At 64.7% G+C, this 25,589-nt stretch carries 25 protein-coding genes; 14 read left to right on the forward strand and 11 right to left on the reverse strand.

The annotated features are described in order from the left end of the window. Nucleotides 1-119 precede the first annotated feature (119 nt). Nucleotides 120-1,613 (forward strand): aldehyde dehydrogenase family protein, encoded by a 1,494-nt coding sequence (locus llg_RS05805; RefSeq protein ID WP_338288713.1) that lies wholly within the window; start codon nucleotides 120-122, stop codon nucleotides 1,611-1,613. Between the two features lie 121 nt (nucleotides 1,614-1,734). Then, nucleotides 1,735-2,109 (forward strand): DUF779 domain-containing protein, encoded by a 375-nt coding sequence (locus llg_RS05810; RefSeq protein ID WP_338288715.1) that lies wholly within the window; start codon nucleotides 1,735-1,737, stop codon nucleotides 2,107-2,109. Nucleotides 2,110-2,320: 211 nt separating this feature from the next. On the opposite strand, the gene llg_RS05815 is transcribed toward llg_RS05810, so the two are convergent. Continuing rightward, nucleotides 2,321-2,830, reverse strand: coding sequence for a gamma carbonic anhydrase family protein (locus llg_RS05815; protein WP_338288717.1), 510 nt, complete (start codon nucleotides 2,828-2,830; stop codon nucleotides 2,321-2,323). Nucleotides 2,831-3,022: 192 nt separating this feature from the next. Here llg_RS05815 and llg_RS05820 point away from each other — a divergent pair, with 192 nt between their 5' ends. The 7 genes from llg_RS05820 to llg_RS05850 all read left to right on the forward strand — a co-directional run bounded on the left by llg_RS05820 (nucleotide 3,023) and on the right by llg_RS05850 (nucleotide 8,179). Beyond that, complete coding sequence (locus llg_RS05820) at nucleotides 3,023-3,775, forward strand: PEP-CTERM sorting domain-containing protein (protein WP_338288718.1); 753 nt, start codon at nucleotides 3,023-3,025, stop codon at nucleotides 3,773-3,775. A 194-nt stretch (nucleotides 3,776-3,969) separates the two neighbouring features. Continuing rightward, nucleotides 3,970-4,788 (forward strand): hypothetical protein, encoded by an 819-nt coding sequence (locus llg_RS05825; protein WP_338288719.1) that lies wholly within the window; start codon nucleotides 3,970-3,972, stop codon nucleotides 4,786-4,788. Between the two features lie 97 nt (nucleotides 4,789-4,885). Continuing rightward, nucleotides 4,886-5,116, forward strand: a complete 231-nt coding sequence (locus llg_RS05830) for a hypothetical protein (protein ID WP_338288720.1) — start codon at nucleotides 4,886-4,888, stop codon at nucleotides 5,114-5,116. After that, nucleotides 5,085-5,579 (forward strand): PIN domain-containing protein, encoded by a 495-nt coding sequence (locus llg_RS05835; protein WP_338288721.1) that lies wholly within the window; start codon nucleotides 5,085-5,087, stop codon nucleotides 5,577-5,579. The genes llg_RS05830 and llg_RS05835 overlap by 32 nt, the downstream gene beginning before the upstream one ends. 51 nt (nucleotides 5,580-5,630) lie before the next feature. Beyond that, a complete protein-coding gene (locus llg_RS05840) occupies nucleotides 5,631-6,698 on the forward strand; it encodes an HD domain-containing protein (RefSeq protein ID WP_338288723.1) in 1,068 nt (355 codons plus the stop codon). Nucleotides 6,699-6,701: 3 nt separating this feature from the next. After that, nucleotides 6,702-7,283, forward strand: a complete 582-nt coding sequence (gene recO / locus llg_RS05845; protein ID WP_338288725.1) for a DNA repair protein RecO — start codon at nucleotides 6,702-6,704, stop codon at nucleotides 7,281-7,283. A gap of 5 nt (nucleotides 7,284-7,288) precedes the next feature. Then, nucleotides 7,289-8,179 carry a tetratricopeptide repeat protein gene (locus tag llg_RS05850; protein ID WP_338288726.1) on the forward strand — a complete coding sequence of 297 codons (891 nt, stop codon included), beginning with the start codon at nucleotides 7,289-7,291 and terminating at the stop codon, nucleotides 8,177-8,179. Between the two features lie 57 nt (nucleotides 8,180-8,236). Here llg_RS05850 and llg_RS05855 read toward each other — a convergent pair whose 3' ends face one another. From llg_RS05855 to rdgB, 7 genes are all read right to left on the reverse strand, one after another. Further along, on the reverse strand, nucleotides 8,237-8,575 hold the full coding sequence (locus llg_RS05855; protein ID WP_338288728.1) for an MmcQ/YjbR family DNA-binding protein: 339 nt from the start codon (nucleotides 8,573-8,575) through the stop codon (nucleotides 8,237-8,239). 25 nt (nucleotides 8,576-8,600) lie between these two features. Beyond that, nucleotides 8,601-9,119, reverse strand: coding sequence for a peptidoglycan endopeptidase (locus llg_RS05860; protein ID WP_338288730.1), 519 nt, complete (start codon nucleotides 9,117-9,119; stop codon nucleotides 8,601-8,603). Between the two features lie 162 nt (nucleotides 9,120-9,281). Beyond that, the gene (locus tag llg_RS05865) at nucleotides 9,282-10,961 is read right to left on the reverse strand and encodes a DUF3592 domain-containing protein (RefSeq protein ID WP_338290196.1); all 1,680 of its coding nucleotides are present in this window, start codon (nucleotides 10,959-10,961) and stop codon (nucleotides 9,282-9,284) included. 134 nt (nucleotides 10,962-11,095) lie between these two features. Beyond that, nucleotides 11,096-12,640 (reverse strand): DUF3592 domain-containing protein, encoded by a 1,545-nt coding sequence (locus llg_RS05870; protein WP_338288732.1) that lies wholly within the window; start codon nucleotides 12,638-12,640, stop codon nucleotides 11,096-11,098. A 99-nt stretch (nucleotides 12,641-12,739) separates the two neighbouring features. After that, nucleotides 12,740-13,390 (reverse strand): DUF3592 domain-containing protein, encoded by a 651-nt coding sequence (locus llg_RS05875; RefSeq protein WP_338288734.1) that lies wholly within the window; start codon nucleotides 13,388-13,390, stop codon nucleotides 12,740-12,742. Nucleotides 13,391-13,551: 161 nt separating this feature from the next. Then, complete coding sequence (locus tag llg_RS05880; RefSeq protein WP_338288735.1) at nucleotides 13,552-14,442, reverse strand: hypothetical protein; 891 nt, start codon at nucleotides 14,440-14,442, stop codon at nucleotides 13,552-13,554. Continuing rightward, complete coding sequence (gene rdgB, locus llg_RS05885; protein WP_338288737.1) at nucleotides 14,421-15,014, reverse strand: RdgB/HAM1 family non-canonical purine NTP pyrophosphatase; 594 nt, start codon at nucleotides 15,012-15,014, stop codon at nucleotides 14,421-14,423. The genes llg_RS05880 and rdgB overlap by 22 nt, the downstream gene beginning before the upstream one ends. Nucleotides 15,015-15,091: 77 nt before the next feature. On the opposite strand from rdgB, the gene llg_RS05890 reads away from it, so the two are divergent. From llg_RS05890 to llg_RS05905, 4 genes are all read left to right on the forward strand, one after another. Further along, nucleotides 15,092-15,550, forward strand: a complete 459-nt coding sequence (locus llg_RS05890; protein WP_338288739.1) for a thioredoxin family protein — start codon at nucleotides 15,092-15,094, stop codon at nucleotides 15,548-15,550. An 81-nt stretch (nucleotides 15,551-15,631) separates the two neighbouring features. Continuing rightward, a complete protein-coding gene (locus llg_RS05895; RefSeq protein WP_338288741.1) occupies nucleotides 15,632-16,081 on the forward strand; it encodes a thioredoxin fold domain-containing protein in 450 nt (149 codons plus the stop codon). A 140-nt stretch (nucleotides 16,082-16,221) separates the two neighbouring features. Continuing rightward, on the forward strand, nucleotides 16,222-18,762 hold the full coding sequence (gene leuS / locus llg_RS05900) for a leucine--tRNA ligase (protein WP_338288742.1): 2,541 nt from the start codon (nucleotides 16,222-16,224) through the stop codon (nucleotides 18,760-18,762). Between the two features lie 77 nt (nucleotides 18,763-18,839). Beyond that, the gene (locus llg_RS05905) at nucleotides 18,840-20,447 is read left to right on the forward strand and encodes a hypothetical protein (RefSeq protein WP_338288743.1); all 1,608 of its coding nucleotides are present in this window, start codon (nucleotides 18,840-18,842) and stop codon (nucleotides 20,445-20,447) included. Nucleotides 20,448-20,520: 73 nt separating this feature from the next. On the opposite strand, the gene llg_RS05910 is transcribed toward llg_RS05905, so the two are convergent. Then, nucleotides 20,521-20,943: a peptidoglycan-binding domain-containing protein gene (locus llg_RS05910; RefSeq protein WP_338288745.1), complete on the reverse strand. Its 423-nt coding sequence runs from the start codon at nucleotides 20,941-20,943 to the stop codon at nucleotides 20,521-20,523. A 212-nt stretch (nucleotides 20,944-21,155) separates the two neighbouring features. On the opposite strand from llg_RS05910, the gene llg_RS05915 reads away from it, so the two are divergent. Further along, complete coding sequence (locus tag llg_RS05915) at nucleotides 21,156-23,081, forward strand: hypothetical protein (RefSeq protein WP_338288747.1); 1,926 nt, start codon at nucleotides 21,156-21,158, stop codon at nucleotides 23,079-23,081. A 51-nt stretch (nucleotides 23,082-23,132) separates the two neighbouring features. Here llg_RS05915 and llg_RS05920 read toward each other — a convergent pair whose 3' ends face one another. Continuing rightward, nucleotides 23,133-24,863 carry a HAMP domain-containing sensor histidine kinase gene (locus tag llg_RS05920; protein WP_338288750.1) on the reverse strand — a complete coding sequence of 577 codons (1,731 nt, stop codon included), beginning with the start codon at nucleotides 24,861-24,863 and terminating at the stop codon, nucleotides 23,133-23,135. Beyond that, nucleotides 24,860-25,558, reverse strand: a complete 699-nt coding sequence (locus tag llg_RS05925; RefSeq protein WP_338288752.1) for a response regulator transcription factor — start codon at nucleotides 25,556-25,558, stop codon at nucleotides 24,860-24,862. The genes llg_RS05920 and llg_RS05925 overlap by 4 nt, the downstream gene beginning before the upstream one ends. Nucleotides 25,559-25,589 lie beyond the last annotated feature (31 nt).

Below are 25,589 nucleotides of genomic sequence, written 5' to 3' on the forward strand. Positions count from 1 at the left end.
GCGGGTGGGAAACCTCGTTCCTTGACACCTTTCATGGCGGGGCGTCTCGTGGTATCGCATGGGGAGTGGAGGAAGGTTTTTCCGCGGCCGCATGCGTGTTTCCGCAAACCACCATCCACATGCTCCACGAACGTCCAACGCTGAAAGACCGCTACCTCAATTTCATCGGCGGCCAGTATGTCGCACCGGTCGATGGCCGGTATTTCGAAAACCCCTCGCCGGTCGACGGCAAGGTCCTCTGCGAAGTCGCGCGATCGAACGACAAGGACGTCGATCTGGCGGTCGACGCGGCCTGGCGGGCCTTCGAGGGCGGCTGGAAGAACACCTCGGTCACCACCCGCAGCAACCTGCTGCTGAAGATCGCGCAGATCACCGAGGACCACCTCGTCCACCTCGCGCGGGTGGAGACCGTGGACAACGGCAAGCCGATCCGCGAGACGCTGGCCGCGGACCTGCCGCTGGTGGTCGACCACTACCGCTACTTCGCCGGGGTGATCCGCGGCGAGGAGGGCGGCATCTCGGAGCTGGATCCGGACACCGTGAGCATCCAGCTCCACGAGCCGCTGGGCGTGGTCGGCCAGATCATCCCGTGGAACTTCCCGCTGCTGATGGCCGCGTGGAAACTCGCCCCGGCCCTGGCTGCCGGAAACTGCGTGGTGCTCAAGCCCGCCGAGCAAACCCCGGTGGGCATCATGGAATGGGTGGAGTTGATCAAGGAGGTGCTGCCGCCCGGCGTGCTCAATGTCGTCCACGGCTTCGGCCCGGAGGCCGGCAAGCCACTGGCCCAGCATCCGCGGGTCAAGAAGGTGGCCTTCACCGGGGAAACCACCACCGGCCGGTTGATCATGCAGTACGCGTCCGAGAACATCATTCCCGTCACCCTCGAACTCGGCGGCAAGTCGCCGAATGTCTTCTTCGAGAGCGTCATGGACGACGACGATGACTTCTTCGACAAGTGCCTGGAGGGTGCCGCCATGTTCGCGCTGAACCAGGGCGAGGTCTGCACCTGTCCGAGCCGCATCCTGGTGCAGGAATCGATCGCCGAGTCCTTCGCCGAACGGCTGGTGGAGCGAGTGGGGAAAATCAAGCTGGGCGATCCGTTCGACACCGACACCATGGTCGGCGCGCAGGCGTCCAACGACCAATACGAGAAGATCCAGAGCTACCTGAACGTCGGCCGGGAGGAAGGCGCCAAGGTGCTGTGTGGCGGCGGCATCCACCGCGGCATCGAGGGCGGCTACTACGTCCAGCCGACCATTTTCCGCGGCCACAACACCATGCGCATCTTCCAGGAGGAGATCTTCGGCCCGGTGGCGAGCTTCACCACCTTTAAGGACGAGGAGGACGCCATCCGCATCGCCAATGACACGCTCTACGGCCTGGGAGCGGGGGTGTGGACGCGCGATGCTCACCAGCTCTACCGCGTCCCGCGGGCCATCGAAGCGGGCCGGGTGTGGGTGAACTGCTACCACCTCTATCCCGCCCACGCCGCCTTCGGTGGCTACAAGAAATCCGGCATCGGCCGCGAAACCCACAAGATGATGCTCAACCACTACCGGCAGACGAAGAACATGCTGGTGTCCTATTCGAAGAAGGCCCTCGGGTTCTTTTGAAAATAGCTGAGAGTGAATGGTTGAGAGTCAGAAACTGGACGTCGTGCTGTCGTCGTGGAGCGCGGCGTCCATTCCGCTTACTCTTTCCTTTCTTACTCTCAACCTTCAACTCTCCAATTCCATGCCCTCCCGCGTCCTCATCACCGATGCCGCCGCCGCGGTCATCGACCAATTGCGCGCCGTCCACGGACCGCTGATGTTCCACCAGTCCGGCGGCTGCTGCGATGGTTCGCAGCCGATGTGCTACGCCGCGGGGGAGTTCCGGCTGGGACGGTCCGACGTGAAACTCGGCGAGATCCACGGCTGCCCGTTCTACATGGAAAGGTCCCAGTTCGAATGCTGGCAGCACACCCAGCTCACGATCGACGTGAAGCCGGGCCGGGGCTCCAGCTTCTCGCTGGAGATCCCGCTCGGCCTCCGGTTCCTGGTCGACAGCCGGGTGTTCACCCCGGAGGAAACCGCCGGGCTGCCCCCGGTGGAACCGGTCGAAGCGTGAAGGACACGAAAGTGCCGCATACCCATTCCGCGAGCTGGATTTCGACAGAATTAACAGAATTTGCAGAATTTAAAAATAGAGAGGAGGAGACGGTTGCAGCGAAACCATGCTGGCTTCCATGCCTCCTGTTAATTCTGAAAAATTCTGTTAATTCTGTCTGAAATGGCCCGGAGTTTTGAGACGCAGATTTGCTGACTGCCTTCGAAACACCTCAGCGCGCGAGATACTTCCGCGAGACGGTCACGTACTTCTCGGCCCACGACTTCACCTTCGATTGCTCGTCGAGCGAAAGGGTGCGCACCACCTTCGCGGGCGAACCGATGACCAGCGAGCCGGGCGGAATGATGGTGCCGCCGGTGACCAGCGCGCCCGCGCCGATGATCGAGCGTTCCCCGATCACCGCGCCATCGAGGATGATCGCTCCCATGCCGACAAGCACCTCATCCTTGATCGTGCAGGCGTGGATGACGGCGGAGTGGCCCACGGTGACGAGTTCGCCGACGTGGCAGCCGTAATCGTCCGCGAGGTGGACCACCACGTTGTCCTGGATGTTCGAGCGCGGGCCGATGGTGATCTCATTGATGTCGCCGCGCAGGACGGCGTGGTACCAGACGCTCGATTCCTCGCCCAGGGTGACCCGGCCGATCACATCGGCGCTGCCCGCGATGTAGGCGGAGGAGGGGATCACGGGCGAGATGCCGTCATACGATTCAATGGCCATGGGGAAACCATGGCGCGGGACCGGGACGGGGGCCAGCGCGGAACACCGCCCGCGATCCCTCACGGATTTGTCACCCATCCGGACTGCCCGCGGCTCTCCATCCGGTGCATCTCCCTCACCGCCTTTCCCCCCATTCCGCACCGACCTTCCCCGGACCGGTTTCGCGGAACTCCTCCCACCGTTCCCCCCCTCATGACCTTCCGACATCTCCTGTGCTGTGGCCTGCTCGCCGCGGCCACCGGCGGCGCTCACGCGGCCAGCATTCAGTTCACCGCCATCAATGCCGATGAAGACGGCTGGGCGGTGGTGACCCTCCAGGACATCACTCCCGGCACCACCATCTACTTCACCGACAACGAATGGAACGGCAGCGCCATCGGCAGCGGCGGAGCCTTCAATACCGGTGAAAGCTACTTCCAATGGGCCAGCGGGGCCACCGCCATCACCGCCATCACCGCCGGCACCGTGATCCGCTTCTCGGCGGTCGACACCACCAGCCTGGCGGCCACCGTGGGCACGCTGAGCCGCGCCACCGTTTCCGGCAGCACCAACTACGGCATCAGCCAGAGTGCCGACACCATCTACGCCTATCTCGGCACGGCCGCCGACACGCCGACCCAGTTCCTGGCGGCGATCGCGACCACCACCTTCTCCGCCGCGGAAGGCGTGATCACCAGCACCGGCCTGACGCTCGGCGCCACCGCCATCCAGCTCAACATCGGCACCGGCGGCGACTACGCCGAATACACCGGTGCCCGCACCGGCCAGACCACCTTCGCCGGCTACCAATCGGCGGTGGGCAACATCGCGAATTGGAACAACCCGGGCGATGGCAACTTCGCCTCGACGGAGCCGAACACGACCGCTTTCACCGTGGTCCCAGAGCCCTCGGCGGCCCTGATCGGCGGTTTGGGGGTATTCGCCCTGATCCGCCGCCGCCGCTGAATCCTTTCCCTCCTGCCCCTTGGTGACGGTGGACCTACGGGTCCGCCGTCACTATTTCGGCCATGGCGAAAGCCCCCTTGCGGAGCGGGCGGAGGCGTGGAATCTGTCGTCATGCGGGAAGCCGCACGGGCAGCCACTGCTTGACGGGGCGGCCCGCCATGCCTAGTTGCTGCGCTCCCGCTTCGAATCCCACCATGTGCAAACCCCTCATCGTCCTCGGCTTGGTCGTGCTGGCCCTGGGACTGCGCAGCTCCCGTCTCGGGTGGCTCCGCAAGACGGGCGCGTTCACCTTCCTGGCCGCCAGCTTCTGCATGGTGTGGTTCCTGACCGGCCAGGTGATGGCGGGTTTCTTCGGCGTGGCCGCCTGGTTTTTCCTGCCGTGGATCGAGCTGCTCACCCGCATCCGCCGCCTGCGGCTGCCGCTGAACAACCGGCTGCGCCACCGCCCGCTGCCCGATCCCGCGTTTTTCCCGAACGCGGTGGAAGCCACCCACGCGATGGAGGAAGCGGGCTTCGAACACGTGACCGACTGCGGCTGGGACTGGGGCGGCATGCAGCAATTCTTCCGCCTGTTCTGGCACCCGGAGGAAATGGCCGTCGCCGCCGTCTGCCTCTGCGAACAGAGCGAGGTGGCCTTCGCCTTCATCTCGGTGACGTCCTATGACGAGGACGGCCGCACCTGGCGGACCACCAACTATCCGTTTTCCCCGACCCTGAAGTGCACCCCCGGCGTGCGCTGGAACCACGTGCCCTGCGAGCGGGCGTGCTTCCACCACATCCTGCGGGACCACAAGTGCTTCCTGTCCCGCGTGGGCGTGGACCGCGACCACCTGCGCATGCCCGACCCGGACGAGCTGGAAGGCAGGATCGAGGGCGAGATGCAGGCCCAGGTGCAGCACAACCTGAAGGCGGGCATCATCCGCCTGACCGATGACGGCCATTTCGAATACTCGCGCCGCGGGCTATTCTTCCTCTGGGGCCAGTTCGTAAAGGACATGCTCAGATTGTGCTGAGCCCGCCCGGCGGAGCCGGGAGAATCCAGAGTCCAGAGAAAGGGAAGAGGTGTTGACCAGCCTTTACGGAACGCCCGGGATCCACTAGCTTCCATTCATGACGAGGATTGTCACAACCACGGCGGTTGCCACCGATCCGCGGCATCTGGAGCTCCAGCGTCCCTTGGACCGCACTCCGGATGAAGAGGTTCGCGTGTGGATTTTCATGCAGACTCCTTCGTCGCAGGAAAACACCCAGAGGGCGGACGATTTCCTCCAATGGGCAAACCGGGAGCGTCCTCACGTCGGCTTGCCCGATGCCGGTCGCGACACCATTTACGACGACTGACGCCATGGCCCGGGTTTTGGCGGATACCAACATCTGGTTGCGGGTGGCAGATCCCGGCTCGGCCCATCACCCGGCGGCTGTCGCGGCGATCGCCCTCTTGCTCGGGAGCGGTCACGACGTCTGCCTATGCCCTCAGAATCTGATCGAGTTCTGGGCAGTCGCCACCCGTCCCGTGGCCGCCAACGGATTGGGATGGAACCGGGTCCAAGCCGCTACAGAACTTTCCGGCTTGGAAGCCAGATTCACCCTGATTCCGGAAACGCCGGATATCTTCGCGCGCTGGAAGCAACTCGTGAGCCATGCGGATGTCCACGGAAAGCGAACCCACGACGCCCGGTTGGTGGCGGTCTGCCTGTCACAGGACCTGGATGCCCTATTGACTTTCAATGTTGGGGATTTCACCAGTTTCCCGCAGGTTCGGACGCTGGATCCCAACCGGCCGGACGAATGGAACCTGGCCTGAGAAACCGGTTCCGTTCGTGACAGCGGCGGGGGGCGCGTGGATGCTGCGGGGGTGAATTTCCTGACGATCGCGTCCCTGAAGAACGAGGCTGGCGAGCAAGCGCTGGCCGCTGCCGTCGATGCCGAGCTGCAATCCCGCAGCCAGCGCCAAACCAAGACCGGCAAGCCCTATCTGGTGCTCACCTTCGCCGACGCAACCGGCTCGTTCTCGCTCAATGCGTGGTCGGACGCTCCGCTGTTCGACGCCGCCTCCAGCCTGCCGGATGGCACGGTGATGCGCCTCGATGCGGAGTGGACCCAGAACACCTACGGGGTGAACGCCACCAACGTGGCCTGGGAACGCCTGACCGGCGATGCACTGGAAGTCTTCTATGCCGGGGATGCCGCCACGGCGGAAAAGCAGCGCCGGGATTGGGACACGATCACCGGCCTGTGTGCCTCGGTGAACGACCCGCGCCTGCACGCGCTGGCGGACCATTTCCTGAAGGAATTCGGGCCCCGATTCCGCCGGGCGGCGGCAGCCCGGAAGAACCACCACGCCCGCCGTGGCGGACTCATCGAACACGTCTCCCAGATGATGCGCACCGCCGACGCGGTCTGCACCGCCTACCCGCGCCTGAACCGCGACCTGCTGCTGGTGGGCGTGCTGTTTCACGACTGCGGGAAGCTGTGGGAAAACCAGTACCGCGAGCGCGGTTTCACCCAAGACTACTCGCTCCATGGCGAGATGCTCGGCCACATCCCGCTGGGCATCGAACTGGTGAACAAGCTGTGGCGGGACGTGGCGGATTCCCCGGCCGGGCGCGGCTGGCTGCCACTGGAGCCCGCCACCGAAACCGTGCGCCTGCACCTGCTCCACCTCATCGCCAGCCACCACGGCGAATACCAGTTCGGCTCGCCCGCGCTGCCGCGGACCCCGGAGGCCATCGCCCTGCACCACATCGACAACCTCGACGCCAAGCTGGAGATGATGGCGGACGTTTACGCGAACTCGAACGAGCTGGCTGAAGGGATCTACGAGAAGCAGTTCCCGCTGCCCGCGAACCTGGTCGAACCGCTGCCTTCCTTCGAGCCCCTGCCTGCCGTGGCCGCCGCACCACCGCGGGGCGAGCTGTTCTGAGCCATGGAGCAATCGCCCGCCATCCTGATCCGGCTGACCAAGCTCACCGACACGAGCTTGATCGTCCATTGGCTCACGGAGGAGGCGGGGGTTGTCAAAACGGTGGCCCGGGGTGCCAAACGCCCCGGCGGCCCCTTCACCGGGAAGCTCGATTTGTTTTTCGGGGGCGAAATCGCGTGGGAACCCGCCAAGCGGGGCGAGCTTCACCTCCTCAAGGAAATCGCGATCTCCGCCTGGCGGACCGGCCTGCGGAAAAGCTACGCCGCCACCCTGCTGGCTGGCTATTGCTGCCGCCTGATCGAGCAGGGGGTGGAGCCGGGGCATCCGGAACCGGAACTATTCGACCTGCTGAGGCGGGCGCTGGACCACATCGACGAAAAGGGGGCCAGCGAGCGGGCGATGCGCCATTTCGAACGGGAATTGGCCCGATTGTTCGGAGTTTCGAACGATCAGCGGGCACCGGATGCAGCTTTGAGGGATGCCATCGGAGATTTACCTTCCATTCGGCGGGATTTGATCGAACGGTTAGCCGGTTTCGGGGATTTTGGCTCGTCAGGAGCCCCCTCCGGTGTTAACGATGTATAGACCTTATGAATTCGCCAACCGCGACCCTGATTGGAATTCTCCGTGAGCGCGTGGACGCCCTGCGCCAAGGCGGGGACTTGGACGAAGCGCTCCACGCCGCCAACGCCGCCGTGGAACGCGCTCAGTATGAACTGAGTAGCGATTTTGACAGCATCGACAATTTTGCCACCTGCCTGGAGATCCGGGCGGAAATCCTCCGCGAACTCGGCCGCTACGAGCCCGCCCGCGACGATTACCGCCAGGCGATCGACCAGCTCGACAGCCGTCTCGACCGCCTCGACCAGATCGGCCGCCTCTACGCCGGTCTCGGGGCCGTGTACGACGCGCTCGGAGATGAGATGAAGGCTTTCAGCACGTGGGAAAAGGCCATCGATTGTTTCGAAAAGCACGATCCGCCGCTCCTCCTCGATGTCGCCTCGCTGGCGAACAACCTCGGGGTGATCAAGAAGGCCGCAGGCAACCACGATGCCGCGGAGTCCTATTTCCTGCGCGCGCTGGAGATCCTCCACGCCCATGTGGGATCCACCAACGAGGAAACCGCCGCCGTTTCGAACAATCTCGGCGCGCTTTACCTCTCCGCTGGCTTCACCGAGCAGGCCCGCGAGATGCACATGATGGCATTGGAAGCCCGCCGCCAGCTCTTCGGCGAATACCACCCGGACACCGCCCAGTCCCACAATAACCTCGCGCTGGCCCTGCTCCAGACCGGCGACCGGGCGTGGGCGAAGCGGCATTTCGAGAAGGCGCTGGCCGCCTTCGAGGCACTCGGCGTCCAGTATGCCGACGACCTTGAGGCCGTGTCCTCGAACTACTGCGACTTCCTCCGCGAGGACGGCGAAGCCGGTCTGGCCGAGGTGATCGACCAGCGCGTGCAGGCCTCGCTCGGCCGCGTGTAAGCGTTTGATTTTCAGAAAGGCCGCGTTCCCCACCGGAGCGCGGCCTTTTTGCGTCGGTCAGCGCTTCTTTTTCGGCAGCGAGGCGACGACCAGATCGTAGGAGTGGTCGATGAGCTCCCGCACCAGCTTCGGCGGGAGGGCACCATTGAGAATCACCGTGTTCCAGTGGCGTTTGTTCATGTGGTAGCCGGGGATCACGGACTCGTATTCGTCCCGCAGCTCCACGGCGCGTTCCGGGTCGCACTTCAGGTTCACCCGTGCCGGGAAATCGTCCGGCACGGTGAGGGCGAACATCTTGCCGCCCACCTTGTAGACGAGCACGTCCGGGCCGAACGGCGTGGTTTCCTCCACGCCGGGCTTCGACAGGCAATGGGCGATGACGTCGGGAAGATCCATGGCCAGCGCCCTTGGCAAAAGACGATCAGAGGCCGTCCGGGTGGCGCATCACGGTGCCACCGGCGGAGCGGGTCTGTGGACGCCAACGCGGGCCATCACCACCCCCGCGGCCACCGGTATCGAGGCGCAGGCCGGCGATGGTCATGAAGACGTGGCCCTTGCGCGTGTAGATGGTGATCCACCTGCCTTCGCCCTTGTTGCCGTAGCTGAAGTAGTCCTTCGAGGTGCCGACGCCATTGAGCAGACCGGCGGAGCGCAGGACGTAGGAGACGGTGCCGGAGCAATCGTAGCCCCAGTCCTCGCCATTGGCGTGGCCACCGCCCCACTTGTAGGGTTTGCCCTGAAGACGGTTGCCCGCCTGGATGGCGCGTTTCACGGCATCGGGGGCATTGCGCGGGGCGTAGGCCATGCCGCCTTGGAGCAGCGCGGTCTTGCCGGACTCAAAGTGATAGGAAACCGGGCGCTTCGCCGGAACCTGGCTGGAGCAGGAGGACAAGCCGCCGGCCACCGGAAGGGCGAGCAGGAGCAGCAAAAAGCGTTTCATGAAAGGGGTTGTAGCCAAATTTATTAAGTTTTACAAAATATTTATAGCCGCCGGGGAAATTTTTGATCCGCGGTTGTTAGCGGCTGGATGCGGCCGAGGGCAAGCCCCGGGGTCTAACAAATTTTATGGCGCTTGGTTGCGCGGCCCCGCGCATTTTCCTCATCAGCCGAATCCCGGCCTTCCGGATTCACTGACCGGGATCTCCAGATCCTCCGGAACCGCGGGCAGCCAGGAGGCCATGCGGGGAGAGAAACGGATCTTCCAGATCAGCTTGCCCGGGCCATCGGCCTGAAAAACCGGAAGCTTTATCCGGATGGCTTGGAGAGAGCCGTCTCCCGGCTGCTGGATCTCGGCGAGGGTTTCCCGGTGGGCGACCTTCTCGTGGCCGTCCCCCGCCGAGGAGGATTTTACCCCGATGAGCAGGATGGAGAGCCGGAGCGGCTGGCCCTTGCCCTCGCGGCGACACCACCTGAACTCACCTTCATCCCCCGGGGCCATCGGTCCGGGCAGCAGCCGGACTTCATAGGTGGGAGCACGGAACTGAAGCAACCGGTTGAAGGCGGCCAGCAGGAGCCAGGTGCCGACGGCCACGAAGGGAATGAGGAAGAGATTGAGAAACACCTCGGACCGCCCGCTCCGCCACTCTGAGACCGCGACGCTCACGAATACTCCCACGATGCTGTTCCAGAAGATCGCCGCGAATCCGATTCCCAGCAACGTGGTCAAACGCTTCGTCCCGCCGCTGAGCAACACGCCTTGCTCCGTCCGGCACCCCCTCCCGGGAAGATTGAAGGAAGCCTTGAGCGCCAGCCTCCTCTGGTAGCGGGGCCACCACCACATTCCGAACAATCCACCCACGCCCACGACGGTGAACGGGATCGGAAAAAGGACCAGAATGATGCCGCCCACGATTTCCCGGTCCACCACCGCCTGCCACGGCTTACCGGGATTCACATGGCAGACGATCGGAGAACCTGCCGGATGGGACTGCAGGAAATTGCTCATGATCGTGGACTTGGTATTTAACCCTCCGAAGGCCCCGCCGAGATCATAGCGGTTCGAACGGTACTCACGCCCGGAGAAGGTATAGCGGTAGAAGAAGTCCCGTTTCACGCTGCGGTCCTCGCCGCTGCCGCGCTCCACCGTCCGGTTCCAGATCACCTGGGCGGGAACCTCCACCCAATCCCTGGCCGCGAACTTCCTCACCAAGGCGGGCACGGTCACGCCTCCGAGCATGCCGAGTCCCACGAGGGCGAAGACCGCGAAGAAGGGGATTCCGGGAAGCCTGCCCATTCCCGGCTCCGGGGATGATCCGTCATCCAATGGAGCGACCTGGGGTCCCGATCGCGCTGGCATCCGCATGATGCCGATGCCGATCAGCACGAACAAACCGCCCACCGTGGCGAAGATCAGCCCGCCCCACGCTCCTCCCGATACCCCCAGTAGCGAAGCTGCGGTGGGGTTGTTCGGATTCACCCGGCATGCCGAGGAAACTCCTTGGATGACGTCCCGCCCCGCACCGGTGCGCATCGTCTCCAAAACCTCCCCGAGATCCTCGTATGCATCGCTACCGTTCTTGTCCGGCCACAGACGATCGGAGGTATACTCGCGGCCGTCCCATGTGTAGCGGAAGCGGAGATCCGCTTGATAAGGTGGATCTTGTTTGGGATCCGCGCGGATCCCGAACCGCTCGACCACACAGGGCACCCGGTCCCAAGCGAGGTAGGAAAGGCTCTTGAAGACCGACAGCAAGCCGACCACCAGGAAGATCGAGCTGAAGAGCGTCCAGACGATGCCGAACCCCACCGACCCCGAACTCCCCGCCCTCCTGCGCTTTCCCATTCTCACGGCTGCCCTCTAACCAACCGCGGAGACACGGTCGATGGGAAACGCCCGGCGGCATTCCAATGGCCGGTCGTGACGAAACCGGGCAAGTTCGTGGAATCCCCGGGAGAGATCCACGAGACGGCACCCTCTCATGATCCGGCGGCCTTTACCTCGATTCCGTGCTCGTCCTTGGCGGTCGGGCGACGCGGGGCCTCTGTTAGAATGTGGAGCTTCCATTCGACGCGGGTTTCATCGTGGGCCTCGGACGGCCGGGCGTCGGACGGCACGGCGAACTCGATGGGGCGGATGGATTCCGCGCCCGGTGATGGAATGTCTGCAAGGGGAAGCAGGTGCAGGAGGCGGCGGCGCTTGTGTTTACCGTAGCCGCGGATTTCCGTGCACTCGAGGCGCAAGGTCAACCTGCGCACCTCGCCCCGCCCAGTGGTGCGGCGCCAAGAGAGGCTCGCGCGCCCGCCCGGGGCCAGGACGGCGGGACTCATCCGCAGCTCGAAGCGGGGGCCATTCAGGGTCAGCATCCACCGGGCCGCATGCCAGGTGAGGAAGGCACCGAAGGGGAGAAACGGCCAGGCGTCCCAACCTGCGAGGAAGACGGGCCCATAGCACATGGCGGCGAGGATGCCCAAGCCCACCGCCCCCCCCATGCGCCCGGGCGGAGCAAGGACGAGGGTTGCCGGAGGCACCGAACCGACTTCGGAGCGGGCTTGGCTGCCGCGATTCTTCCAGAGGTCCCTCCACCCCGCGACCCCGATGGCGGCGAAGGGCAGCGACAACAAGGCGAAGAACACCAACTGGCCGAGCGAGCCGGTGACAGGCTCCACCACCGCCATCCATGGCTTCGATGGGTTCACCAGACAGGTGAACGTCGAGCCCGGAGGATGAGCGTCCACTGCCTGCTGTTTGGCGGAGAAGCCGCTGGAGCCGCCTTCGCTGGCCCCATACCGGTTCGAGGCATAGGCGTGGCCTTCGAAAGTGTAACGGTAGAAGATGTCCACGCGGTAGGTGGTGCCGCGGCCATGGGAGACGCCGACACGGCTCCAGACGACCTCGGCCGGCACCGGCACCCACCGGCGGGCCTGCACCGAACGGACGATTCCGGGAACGACAAAGGCTCCGAGCACGCCGAAACCGATCAGCCCGAAGAAGCTCACCAGGGCCAACTGCATCCACTTCCCGAAGGTGTCCCGGAACGCGCACACGCCGATCGCGAGGAACAGCGCGCCCATCCCGGCCATCAGCACGCCAATCCATCCATCACCGGTGCGAACCAGAATGGCCTGATCCGGGTCCGCGGGATTCACACGGCATTCGGTGGCAGTGCCAGCAATCACCTCGCGGCCCGCGCTCAGGCGCAGCGTTTCCCGGATCTCGGCAATCGATTCGTATGCATCGCGGCCATCGGCTGCGCCCCACAGCCGGGTGCCGAGTTTCTCCTGCCCCTCCCACCTGTAGCGAAAGGCAAGATCCGGTTGAAACGCCGGAGTGTGGGTTGGGTCCGCGGCGATTTCGAAGCGCTCGATGATACAGGGCACCTTGGTCCAGCTGAACTTCGAAAACTCCGTCCACGTGTGCCAGATTCCCAGCCCCACGAATATCGACGACACGAGGAACCACAGCCCCATGAAGGCAAACGCGCCCCACGACTTGGAGCCCGAGCGGTTGATCACCCCTGACACGGCTGCGATCTAACGGACCCTGATGGCGGGGTCCATGGAAAACGCGGATGGTGCCGCCAGGCACGGAGGAGAGGTACCTGTCTCCGGGGCCAGCGGTATTCAACGAACAACTCGCTCCAGCGACTTCCGATGCTTCCACAGGAACCGCAATAAGAAGATACCACCGCCGGAGATGGCGAGGCAGAGGGTCCAATACGCCACTGCACCGCCGATCCCTCTCTCCACCACCGCCATCCACGGCTTCCGGGGATTCACCAAGCAGGTGACGGTCGAGCCCACCGGATGCGCCCGCACGGCAGCCTTCTTGGCTCCGTCCGTGAAAATACTGCCGCGGATCAGTTCATACCGATCCGATTCAAAGTCGTGCCCCTCGAAGCGATAGATATAGCGGACGTCGATTTCCAGATGGGCGTGTTTTCCCCGCCCCTCGATCACCGTGCCGATGGAGGTGATCCGGGCTGGAACTTCGGGCCAATCACGGGCGGCGAATACCGCATAGAGGTCCGGCATCATCCCCCCAATCACCAGCACCGAGCCGGTCGTGGCAAAAAGCCCGCCCGCCAGCCACAGAATGGCCACCCGCGGGTTCATCGCCTTTGGAGCGCCGGGTGCGCGCGTGCGCTCCGGGAGCCCGAGCTCGATCAGCATCACGCCGATGGCCACGAAGAACCCGATGAAGAACAAGGGAAAGAGCAGCCCCCAATTCACCGACCCGAACCCGTAAGCCATCTGGGAGAGCAGGGGACTCAAGGCCCCCAGCCACAGAAACACCAAGCTGATCAGGGTGAAAACGACGCCGAAGATCAGGGTACGCCAATCAATCTTCTTTCTCCTCTTTTTCTTTTTCGCCACGGAATGCCTCCGTCTAGCAGCGGCCGGATCCCCAGGCGACGGGAATCAAGCCTGCTGTTTCAACCGACCCGCCGCTCGGGCAGGTCGAGCATGGGCAGGTCGCAGCGATCCAAATTACGGAGGGGGAGTGTGTAGCCATCACGAACGACCAAGCCGCAGCGGTAACGGGCCTGGAGTTGGATCCCCCATTCCAAGCTTGCCCCTGCCTCCAGAGCAACGGACGGGAGCGAGATCGGGATGGGGGAGGCGGATCGCTCTTCAGGACACGGAACGTTCGCCAGTTCCTCCCGGTGAAACCGATCGGTCACGGTCTGCGAGGGAGACTGCCCGGCGGCCGACTGAATGGTTTTCACTCCGACGAGCTCGAAGGTGAACTGTCGGACGGGCCAGGTGCCGCGACGCCGGTGCCATTGGAAGGACGTGGCGCCGCCCTTGCGGGGGGATGGTTCGAGGCACAGGTCGAAGGTCGGGGCAAAACAACCAAGGACCTGTTGCAGCGAGCGCCAGGCCACGGCGGCTCCCGCGACCACCGCACCTCCTGTGACCAGGAGGAGAATCCACGGAGCTTTGCCTTTGGCCCATTCCTGCCAGGCCACCCCGACAAAGGTCCATGCCAGACAGTTCATCGCGATGGCACCCACCACGACCGGAATGGCATCGCGAACCCGGCCTGTGCCTCCCGGCAGGATCACCCGGCCCAGATCATCCTGTGTGGGGGTGGATCGAATGGCCGCTCGCGCGGAAAGTTTTCCGTACAGGATGCCTCCGACGCCAATCGCGAGGAAGGGCCACGGAAACAGCCAGACATACCACGGACTTTCTCCTCCGCCACGGGCGTGGCCGAAGATGGCCAGCGCGAGCATCCCGCAACCGCCCAGCAGCATGAGGATGCCGAAGAGCCGCGGAACCTTGCTTTCTTTCCTAGCGTTCATCGCCGGGTTTCCAGCCACTCGACCACCTTGGCCAGGGCGCGGGCACGGTGGCTGAGCTGGTTCTTCACGTCGTCGCCGAGTTCGGAGAAGGTCCGGTCGTAGCCAGCGGGGACGAAAAGCGGATCGTAGCCGAAGCCGCCCGTGCCGCGGCGCTCCTCAATGATCGCGCCCTCCACGCTGCCGTCGAAATTGCCGAGCTCCGTGCCGTGCTCGGCGACAACCATGGTGCAGCGGAAGCGGGCGGTACGCTGGTTCTTGTCGGACATCTCGCGCATAAGGCGCTCGTTGTTGCGGGTGTGGTTGCCCTCCTCGCCGCCGTAGCTGGAGGACCAGACGCCGGGAGCTCCGGCGAGGGCGTCGACCTCGAGGCCGGAGTCGTCGGAGAGGACGATGCCCTCGATTTCGCGGCTGATGGCGAGGGCCTTGAGGCGGGCGTTTTCGAGGAAGGTGGTGCCGGTTTCCGGGACGGAGGGGAGGTCCGGGAAGGCGGTGACGTCGAGGACTTCGTAGCGATCCCCGATCATCGAGCGGATTTCCGCGGTCTTGTGGGCGTTGCGGGTGGCGATGACGAGCCGGGGGCGGGTTTCCATACCTCCGGCTACCGGTTTGCGGGACCGGGGCCAAGATTTTTGAAATAATCCGGCGTTGTGCTACGCCTTATAGGTCAATGAAAGCAATCACCTGGCTTGCCTCTGTCACGGTCGGTGTCGCCGCCCTTTCCGCTTCCGCCTTCTCCGCCACGCTCGAAGGCTGGTCCACCGATCTCGAAAAAGCCCTCGCCACCGCCAAGAAGGAGAAGAAATCCGTGCTGGTGGAGTTCACCGGCTCCGACTGGTGCCCGCCGTGCATCGCGATGCGGAAGAACGTCTTTTCGAAGAAGGACTTCGTGGACAAGGCCTCGAAGAAGTTCGTGCTGGTGGAGCTGGATTTCCCGAAGGCCGAGAAGGAAATCGCCGAGAAGAACAAGCCGCTGGCGGAGAAGTACAAGATCGAAGGCTTCCCGACGGTGGTGCTGCTGGACCCGCAGGGCAAGGAGTTCAACCGCTTCTTCGCCTCCCAGTTTCCCGATAGCGAGGGCTTCCTGAAGCACCTCGACGAGTCCCTCACGAAGAAGGAACTCGACTGACCCCTTTGAACGGAATACCTGTCATGGTGCCCCGTCCGGACCTGGTCCGGGCGGGGCTTTCCCCTATCTGAACCCCGCTTGATGAAAAAGATTATCGCATCCGCCGCCACCCTTTTCGCCACCGCCGCCCTCGCCCTCGCCGGAAGTGGCGCGGGCTGGACGGACAACTACGAGGCCGCCAAGGCCCAGGCGAAGAAGGAGAACAAGACCATCCTGCTCGACTTCACCGGCTCCGACTGGTGCGGCTGGTGCATGAAACTGGACAAGGAGGTCTTCTCGCAGAAGGCCTTCAAAGACTACGCCAAGGACAAGCTGATCCTGGTGGAAGTGGATTTCCCACACGACAAGCGCCAGAGCCGCAAGCTCAAGGAGCAGAACGAGGCGCTGGCCAAGGAATTCGGCGTGCGGGGCTACCCGACGGTGATCCTGGTGGACGGCGACGGCAAGAAGGTCGGCCAGACCGGCTACAAGGACGGTGGCGACACGGCCTACGTGACGCACCTGAAGGGCCTGCTCGGCGCGAAGGGCTGATCCTTTGGGTTTCCGAAAGATTCCGGCGGGTTGTCCGCCATTCGATTTCCCCGCCCGGCCTGGTGGCCCGGCGGGGTTTTGCTTTTCAAGGTGAAGGCGTTCCGCCAGAGTCCGCGCCCCTTTCCCGTTTTCCGAAGACCATGTCCGACCGCCGCAAACCGTTTCCTTTCGACGACTTCGAACCCAAGTGGCAGGCCCGCTGGGACGCGGAGAAGACGTTCCGCACCCCGAATCCGGGTGACGCGGACTTCGATGCCACGAAGCCGAAGTTCTACGTCCTGGACATGTTCCCGTATCCGTCCGGTTCCGGCCTCCACGTGGGCCACCCGGAGGGCTACACCGCCACCGACATCATCGGCCGGGCGAAGCGCCGCCAGGGCTTCAACGTGCTGCACCCGATGGGCTGGGATTCTTTCGGCCTGCCGGCGGAGCAGTACGCGATCAAGACCGGCCAGCATCCGGCGATCACCACCACCGCGAACATCGAGACCTTCAAGCGCCAGCTGAAGTCGCTGGGTTTCGCCTACGATTGGGACCGCGAGATCGCGACGACCGATCCTGAATACGTGCGCTGGACGCAGTGGATCTTCCTGCAGCTCTACTCCTCCTATTTCGACGAGGAGACGCGGCAGGCCCGCCCCATTTCCGAGCTGGAAGCGAAGGGCTGGACGCGTGAGCAGATCGACGCGGTGCGGCTGGCCTTCGTCCATGAAGCGCCGGTGAACTGGTCCCCGGACCTGGGCACGGTGCTGGCGAACGAAGAGGTCGAGGAGTGGCGCTCGAAGGGCCACATCGTCGAGCGCCGTCCGCTGCGCCAGTGGATGCTGCGGATCACGAGCTACGCCCAGCGTTTGATCGACGAGCTGGAGCCGCTGGATTGGCCGGAAGGCATCAAGCTGCTGCAGAAGAACTGGATCGGCCGCAGCGAGGGCGCGGAAGTGGATTTCCAACTCGATGGCCACACGGTAACCGTGTTCACCACCCGGCCGGACACGCTGTTCGGAGCGACCTACATGGTGCTGGCCCCGGAGCATCCTTACGTTTCCGAAATCACGACGCCGGACCAGAAGGCGGCGGTGGACGCCTACGTGGCGGCCTGCGCGGCGAAGTCCGATCTGGAGCGCGGCGACCTGAACAAGGACAAGTCCGGCGTTTTCACCGGCGCGCATGCCACCAACCCGGTGAGCGGCGAGCAGATCCCGGTGTGGATCGCGGACTACGTGATGATGGGCTACGGCACCGGCGCGATCATGGCCGTGCCGGCGCACGACGAGCGTGACTTCGAGTTCGCGAAGAAGTTCGACCTGCCGATCGTGCAGGTGGTGCAGCCGGCCGGCGACCAAGCCTGGCAGGGCTACACCGATCCGGGCACGGCGGTGAACTCCGGTTTCCTGGATGGCCTGCCGACGGCCGAAGCCAAGGCGAAGATGATCGGATGGCTGGAAGGCGAAGGCAAAGGCAAGCGCCGTGTGCAGTTCAAGCTGCGCGACTGGCTGTTCTCCCGCCAGCGCTACTGGGGCGAGCCCTTCCCGCTGACCTGGAAGGACGGCCTGCATTACGCGCTGCCGGACGCCGAGCTGCCGCTGCTGGCCCCGCCGCTGGAGGATTACAAGCCTTCCGGCTCGCCAGAGCCGCTGCTGAGCAAGGCCCGCGAGTGGGTGGAGCTGCCGGACGGCTCGATCCGCGAGACCAACACGATGCCGCAGTGGGCGGGATCGTGCTGGTACTACCTGCGCTACTGCGATCCTCGTAATTCGGGACGTTTCATCTCCGAGGCCGCCGAGTCCTACTGGGGCGGCGGCGACAAGCCGGGGATGGTGGACCTGTACATCGGCGGCACCGAGCACGCCGTGCTGCACCTGCTCTACGCGCGGTTCTGGCACAAGGTGCTGTTCGACCTCGGCCACGTGGGCAGCAACGAACCGTTCCAACGCCTGGTGAACCAGGGGCTGATCCTCGGCGAGGACGGCCAGAAGATGTCCAAGTCCCGCGGCAACGTGGTGAACCCGGACGACGTCGTGAAGGAATACGGCGCGGATTCGCTGCGCCTCTATGAGATGTTCATGGGCCCGCTGGAGCAGGTGAAGCCGTGGAGCATGAAGGGCGTGGAGGGTGTCTCCCGTTTCCTCGCCCGCGTCTGGCGCATCGCCTTCGAGCAGACCGAAGCCGGCGATTGGAAGTCGAACGGCAAGGTCCAGGACGTGCCGTGCACGGACAAGGACCTGCTCAAGGTGGTGCACGAGACGGTGAAGAAGGTCACCGAGGACATCGAGAAGCTGTCGTTCAACACCGCGATCTCGCAGATGATGATCTGCACGAATGCCTTCACCCAGGCGGACGTGGCCCCGCTGAAGGAGTTCACGCTGCTGCTGCACGTGCTGAACCCCTTCGCACCGCACCTCACCGAGGAAATCCACGCCCTGCTCGGCGGCGTCACGCCGCTCAGCGAGAGCGCGTGGCCGCAGCACGACGAGGCCGCGCTGGTCACCGACGAGATCGAGGTGGTGGTGCAGGTGAATGGCAAGCTGCGCGACCGCATCCGCATCTCCACCAGCGCCGACCAGACCGAAGTGGAAGCCCTGGCCCAGGCCAGCGAGCGCGTGAAGGAGCACACCGACGGCAAGACCATCCGCAAGGTGATCTACGTCCCCGGCAAGCTCGTCAGCATCGTGGCGAACTGAACCCCTGCTTTTTTCCCAAGGGCGGCGGTTCTCCGGAACCGCCGCCCTTTTTGTTTTCCTCGCCAACTCCATCTCCCATGAGCCAACGGAACGCCCTCACTGAAATCGCCCGGTCCGCCGTGGCGGCGATCTGGCGCGCCCTGACCGCGGCGAACTCTGAACCAGAAGAGAAGTTCCCCACGGCGGCCGAACTCGATGCCGCCCTCGGCCACCTCCAGACGGAAAAGCCCGAACTCGCCCTGCTCCAGTCCTTGGACCTCCTTGCCACCGATCAACGCGGCATTTGCCCGCCGCTGGGAACGGTGGCGATGGAGCTTGCGATGAAACTCCCCATCCGGATGTGGCCGCGGGTGGACGAGGCGATCCGGCGCAACATGCTTTCCTCCCGCCGTCCCTTGGCCCCCCTGCCAACGCTCCATGGCCCTGCCGTGGAGATACTCGCGCTTTGCCATCACTCCGGACAGGTCCGGGCGGAGGCGATCCGCCACCGTGGACAATTGCCTGCCCTGCTCCGGGCCAGCTTGCTGTTCGTCCGCCTGAACGATTGGGCTCCGCCGGTACGTGACCTGGCGGAGAAACATCTGCCGCAGGTGGTAGGAGAATTGGATCAAAACGAGCGGATGCGGTTGGTCCCACTGGTGGAGCGACTCCGGGATTGCGGACGCAGCGGATTCCGCGAGCGGCGCGACGCGCTTGAGGCATGGCGGATGGCTCTTGTCGGAGAGCGCGATGAGGACGCCTGGCTGTGGTGCTGGAACCACGCACAAGGGAAGGAACGCGGGCTCTACCTCGGCATCCTGAAATCGGAAGCCGGTGTGCCAGGGCCGCGGACAAGGAGGGCCCTGCTGGAGAGCAACGACCGCACGGCCTTGCTGTGGTACATCCGCTCGGTGTTGCCACGCTTGGGCGATGAGGACCGCGAGGCGGCCACCCTGCGGCTGGACCATGCGCGCGTGGTGCCGGTCCGCCGCGAATGGCTGACATTTCTCGTGGAAACCGAACCACAGGCGGTGGTGCCGAAGTTGGTCACCACGCTCCTCGTTCCCAGCAAGAGCCTGCGCCAGTTCGCCCGATTCCACCTTGCCCGGTTGGCCCCGATGGACTTCGCCGCCCATTACCGGGCGGCGCTGAACACCGCGGCTTACGCGCCGGTGGCCTTGCAGGGATTGTGCGAAACCTGTCCGGCAGAAGGCCGTGCCATGGCCGCACGCCATCTGGACTCGGATGATGCGGCCCTCAAGAAAGCCGCCCTGCTGTGTTTGCCCGCGGATTCCATCGCGGAACACGTCGACCGGTTTCTTCAGGATGCGGACGATCCACGGCCTGGCATCGGCAAGGTCGCGAGGAGGCGACTGGGTGATGCGGGGCAGGCCCTTGGCGTGCATCTGCTTTCCGGCACCGCCGATTGGAATCGCTTTTCCATCGAGCTGCGCACCGTGCTGATGAAGCTGTGCATCGCCTTCAACAAATGGGACGGCCTCGAACTGCTTCTGAGCCATGCCCGTGAACACGATCCGGCCTTCGTGCTGACCTTGGTCAGGCAATGGCGACAGCGGGAGAACAGGGCGTTTCTCCGTCTCCCGCCCGAGCGGAAGGAGCGGTTGAAGAAGCTCGCCCGGACGGCTCCGCTACCGGATCACGAAAAGGAGGAGCTCGCCTTCATCCTCGAAAAAGCCATGGCGTGACGATGCTCGCACGAAAACGCCGCTCCTGAAGAGGAGCGGCGCTTTTCATATCCGGGATGAACCTCCGCCCCGATCAGAGGCCGAGCGCGCGGCGGGTGGACCAGTCGAGCCAGCCGCTGATGCGGAGGCGGTGGTCGCGCTGGAAGCGGGCGAGCGCGCGGCGGGAACCGTAGCCGAAGTCACCGTCGATCGGGCCACGGTAGTAGCCCATCTGGCGGAGGCGGAGCTGGGCGCGGGCTTCGAGGCTCATCGGGCGGCGATGATAGCCGCCGTAGCCGCCACCACCTCCGTAGCCGCCGCCATAGCCACCACCGTATCCGCGGTCGCGGTCGTAATCACCGCCGCGGCCACCGCGGTAGTCGACTTCGACGTAGCCGCTGCCACGGGCTTCGTAAGAGCCGCGGTCGTCGTAGGAACCAAACCAGTCGGCCTTGGCCAGGGAAGTGGTGGAAAGGGTCGCGGCGATCAGGGCACCGAACAATTGGGTCGTTTTCATGACACTGGGTGGAACGAAGAACCAATCCGAATTATTCAGGTCCATTCGCGATTCTTTTTTCTCCCGCCGAATCCGTGCGGAGTGCAACGCGGCACCGGGCAAATCACGCCCTCGCCGCATCTTGCATGAATACATGAAGTCGCTTAGCGTTTAAGCTTGGGGAGCGATCACTGCATCCCATTCAGAACCCGCTTTTTGAGAAAGGACCGATCATGAACCTGAAACACATTCCAATCTGGGGAACCGTGGGCGCGTGGGCGCTGTGCGGCTCTCTGACCACGCTCCAACCGGCGCGGGCCATCCCGGCCGAAGAGCAGCAGCAAGAGGGAGTCGAAACGCTGACCCGCGGGCCGGTGCACGAGGCCTTCGCCGAAACGATCAGCTACAACCCGACGCCCGGCCTCATCGTGAAGAAGGAGCCGCCGGCCGCGATCGAAGAGGTGCCGCCGGAGCAGCAATTGGTCGGCACGAACGTCACCTGGATCCCCGGCTACTGGGCGTGGGACGACGAGACCGCCGACTTCATCTGGATCAGCGGCATCTGGCGCAACCTGCCGCCGGGCCGCCAGTGGGTACCCGGTTATTGGAACCCGCTCGATGACGGCTACCAATGGGTGTCCGGCTATTGGTCGGACGCGAAGACCGAGGAAGTGACGTATCTTCCCGAGCCGCCGGCGAGCCTGGAGCGCGGCCCGAGCGTGGTCTCCACCTCGGACAATGACGTGTGGATTCCGGGAAGCTGGCTCTATCAGGAGGACCGCTACGCCTGGAGCCCCGGCTACTGGCAACCCGCACAACCGGAGTGGACGTGGATTCCCTCGCACTACAGTTGGACGCCGCATGGCTATGTCTACGTGCCGGGCTACTGGGACTATGACGTGCCGCGCCGCGGGGTGCTGTTCGCGCCGGTCCATTTCGCGTCCGGCTATTACTCGCGCCCGGGCTTCCTGTATTCGCCGCTCACGGTGATCAGCCTGGCAATCTTCGGCGACCACCTGTTCCTCCGCCCGAACTACGGCCACTACTACTACGGCGACTACTATGCACCCCGTTACAGCGACAGCGGGTTCTACGCCGCCTATTCGTTCAACTCGGGACGCCGCGGCTTCGACCCGATCTTCGCGAAGGAGATCTGGCTGAACCGCAAGGACAAGGGCTGGCTGCACGCCCGCGAGACGGACTTCATGTTCCGCCGCGACAACGAGAACGCCCGCCCGCCACGCAACTGGGCGGCGCTCCAGGCGCTGGCACAGGCCGGCAAGCCCGGCAAGGGCATGGCGTTCGTGACGCCGCTTTCGCAGTACGCGAAGGATCCGAAGGGCCCGATGAAATTCAAGACGCTGGCCGCTCCGGACAAGGCGAAGTTCATCGAGCAGAAGAAGGAGATGGTGAAGTTCGCCATGGACCGCAAAAAGCTCGAAGGCTCCGCCAAGGGCGATGCTCCGAAGCTCACGGCCCCCGCGAAACTCCAGCTCGCGAAGTCCCCGATCATGGGACGCTCCGCGGACAAGCTGGCGAAGGGTGAGGCCCCGCCGAAATTGCCGATGGCGAAGAAGGCCGTCATCCCTGGCGACGAGAACCTCGACAAGGGCAAAGGCAAAGGCAAGGGCGACACCGCGATCGACGACAAGATCAAGCCCGGCCCCGGCCCGAAGATCGACACGCCGGATGAAGGCAAGGGCAAGAAGGGCATGGGTCCGAAGTCCGGTGACTCCACCGAGCCGAAGGGTGGCGAAGAGCCGCGCCGCAAGGTGGTCCCGCAGGACACTCCAAGGGGCGACATGGACAAGGGCCCGAAAAGCAACACCGACAAAGGACCCAAGATCGATCCGGACAAAGGACCGAAGGTGGAACCGAAAAAGGTGATTCCGAAGGAAGCGCCGGAGAAGAAGGAGATCGAGCGCAAGGTGATCCCGCAGGACACGCCGAAGGTGGAGCGCCGCGAGGTTCCCAAGGTGGAACCGAAGGTGGTTCCGAAGCTTGAACCCAAGGTTCAGCCGAAGCCTCAACCCGAGCCGAAGCAGGTGGAGCGGGTGGTGCCGAAGGGACCGCAGGTGGCCCCCTCCGGTGGAAGCGGTCCACAATCCGGCAAGGGCGCAGGCAAGGACAGGGAGAAGGGCAAGAAGGACGACAACTGATCCTTCGCGCGAACACACGGGCTGCCGGAATTCCGGCAGCCCGTTTTCGTTTCAAGAGGGCAGGGTCAGGAGGAAGGACGCACCGCGGCCGCCGGGGGCATCCTCGTAGGATAAGTCGCCGTGCATGGAGCGGGCGAGGCGGCGGGAAAGGGCGAGTCCGAGACCGACACCCGGGCGGGTTTCCGCGGCATCGCGGGCGGACTTGTGGAAGGCGCGGAAGATGCGCTTGTGCTCCTTCGCGGGAATGCCGGGTCCACCGTCCGTGACACGGATGGCCACGCCACGCGGTCGGGCCTCGACACGGATCGCGAGCGCGCCTTCTCCCGCGTACTTCGCGGCATTGTCGACGAGATTGAAGAGGACATGCTCCACCGCGGCGGCATCGACTTTCAACAGGCGCGAGGCGGAGTCTCCGGCGAGGTTCATGTCGAGCGTCATGCCCACCGCCGCGAGGCGCGAGGCGAAGCGTTCGTGCATCGGCTCAAGGAGTTCGCGGGCGCTGGTCTGGCGCACGGCGGCGCGAGCGCTGCCGCGTTCGATGCGGGAGAAGGCGAGGACGTTCTCGACGAGGTGGGAGAGGCGGTCCGCCTCGCGGGACAACACACGCAGGTAGTCGCCGCGTTTTTCTTCCTTCACCGCGCCCACCTCCAGCATGTCCGAATAGAGGCGGAAGGTGGTGAGCGGCGTGCGCAGCTCGTGGGTGACGGCGGAGACGAACGAGGCGCGGCGTTCGCTGAGACGCATCACGCCGCGGACGAGCACGGCGGCGGCGAGGATGGCGAGCACGGCGGCAGCCCAGCCCGCAGCGAGGGAGATCACGATGGGGCGGGGGACCACCGCGGGCGAAGGCTTCTCACCGGTGACCAGGCGGAAGGGGAACGAGGCGAGCACCATGCCATCGTCCGAGCTGCCATTCGCGGCGATCAACGAGGCGGAGGGAAGGAGATCGCGGATGTTTCCGGCGAGGGACTTTTTCAATGGTGCCGAGTTCAGCCAGACGCCCTGGATGCTCTTCCCCCCGCGGGGCGGGCTGCCCTCCCACACGATGCGGCGCAGCAGGAAAAGCTCGCCGCCGATCCAGGAGGCGCGGAGCGGCCCGGCATCGAGCAGCACGCGGGTGTTTCCGCTGGCATCCATCTGGGGGATGACGCGGGGCAATGGCTGGTTATCGGCTTGGTAGACACCGTTGTTGACGTTGGAAAACGTGTTCTGTGCCTTGGCGACCTGGCTTTCCACCGCCTTGCTCCGCTCGGCGCGCTCCTTCACGTTGTAATAGGCCTGCTCGGGATCACTGCCGCCGCGCTTGCCGGCGACTTTCAATTCCTGACTTGGCTTCGGTTCCTGGAGATTGGCCCCCCAGGCATTGGCGCTGACCTCGATTGATCCGCACACGGCGGTAAAGACCGCGCGGCCCTCGCTGGTCTCACGGAGCAGGCGCTTCAACTCGGGCAGGCGCTCCTCGCCCTCCCGCGAGGAGAGGCTGCCAGTCTCGGCGAGTTCGAAGCGCATCCGCACCGGGGTATCGGAGGCAATGGGTGGTGTGCCGGGCACGTCCGTCACGGGGCGCTGGCTTTCCTCCACGATGATGGCCGCGCCCGCGGCATCCATGCGCCAAAGGGAAAGGCGGATGCGCTCCTGGAGGTCCGCGCGGGCCTCGGCGCCCGCGCGGTCCCGCTCCGAGTCGAGCACGTTGCGGGTGAGCCAGGTCATCGCACCCAGGACCACGGCCGCGCACACGGCGAGCGTGAGCCAGATGCACCAACCGCCACCGGTCGATTTCATGACAGCACCTCCGCGTTGAACCGGTAGCCCTTGCCACGCACGGTGACGAGGACGGTCTGGTCCTTGTCGCCGAGTTTCGTCCGCAGGTGCATGACGTGCATGTCGATGGTGCGGGTCTCGGTGCGGTCGGGATCGAGGCCCCAGATCTGGCGGAGGATTTCCTCGCGGGTGACGATGCGGCCGGGAGACTCCACCAGGTAGCGCAGCAGGTCGGCCTCGCGCTCCGAAAGCTCCTCGCAACGCCCGTCTGCGAAGGTCAGGCGGCGGGCGGTGAAATCGGCGGTGCCGCCGGGGATGGCGCTCTCGCTGGCCGGGGCGGCGCGTTCGCAGGTGCGGCGCAGCACGGCATCCACGCGGGCGAGAAGTTCCTTCATGCTGAAAGGTTTCACGACGTAGTCATCCGCGCCGGTGGTGAGGCCGCGGACGCGGTCGTTCTCCTCGCCGCGGGCGGAAAGGATGATCACGGCCTGGCCGGGGCGCTTCTTCCGCAAGGCCTCCAGGATCTCGAAGCCGGAGGGCCCGGGCATGACCAGATCGAGCAGCGCGAGGCGGTAGTTCGCCCGCAGCGCGAGGTCCATGCCGGCGTGGCCGTCGGCGGCCTCCAAGGTACGATAACCGGCGTACTCCAGCACATCGACGACCCCGCGGCGGACGGCGGGGTCGTCTTCGACAACGAGGATGGTGGTTTCAGCCATGTCGGCTTCCTTGATACACGCGGGAGCGTGC

Source organism: Luteolibacter sp. LG18 (genome assembly GCF_036322585.1).
Taxonomy (GTDB): domain Bacteria; phylum Verrucomicrobiota; class Verrucomicrobiia; order Verrucomicrobiales; family Akkermansiaceae; genus Luteolibacter.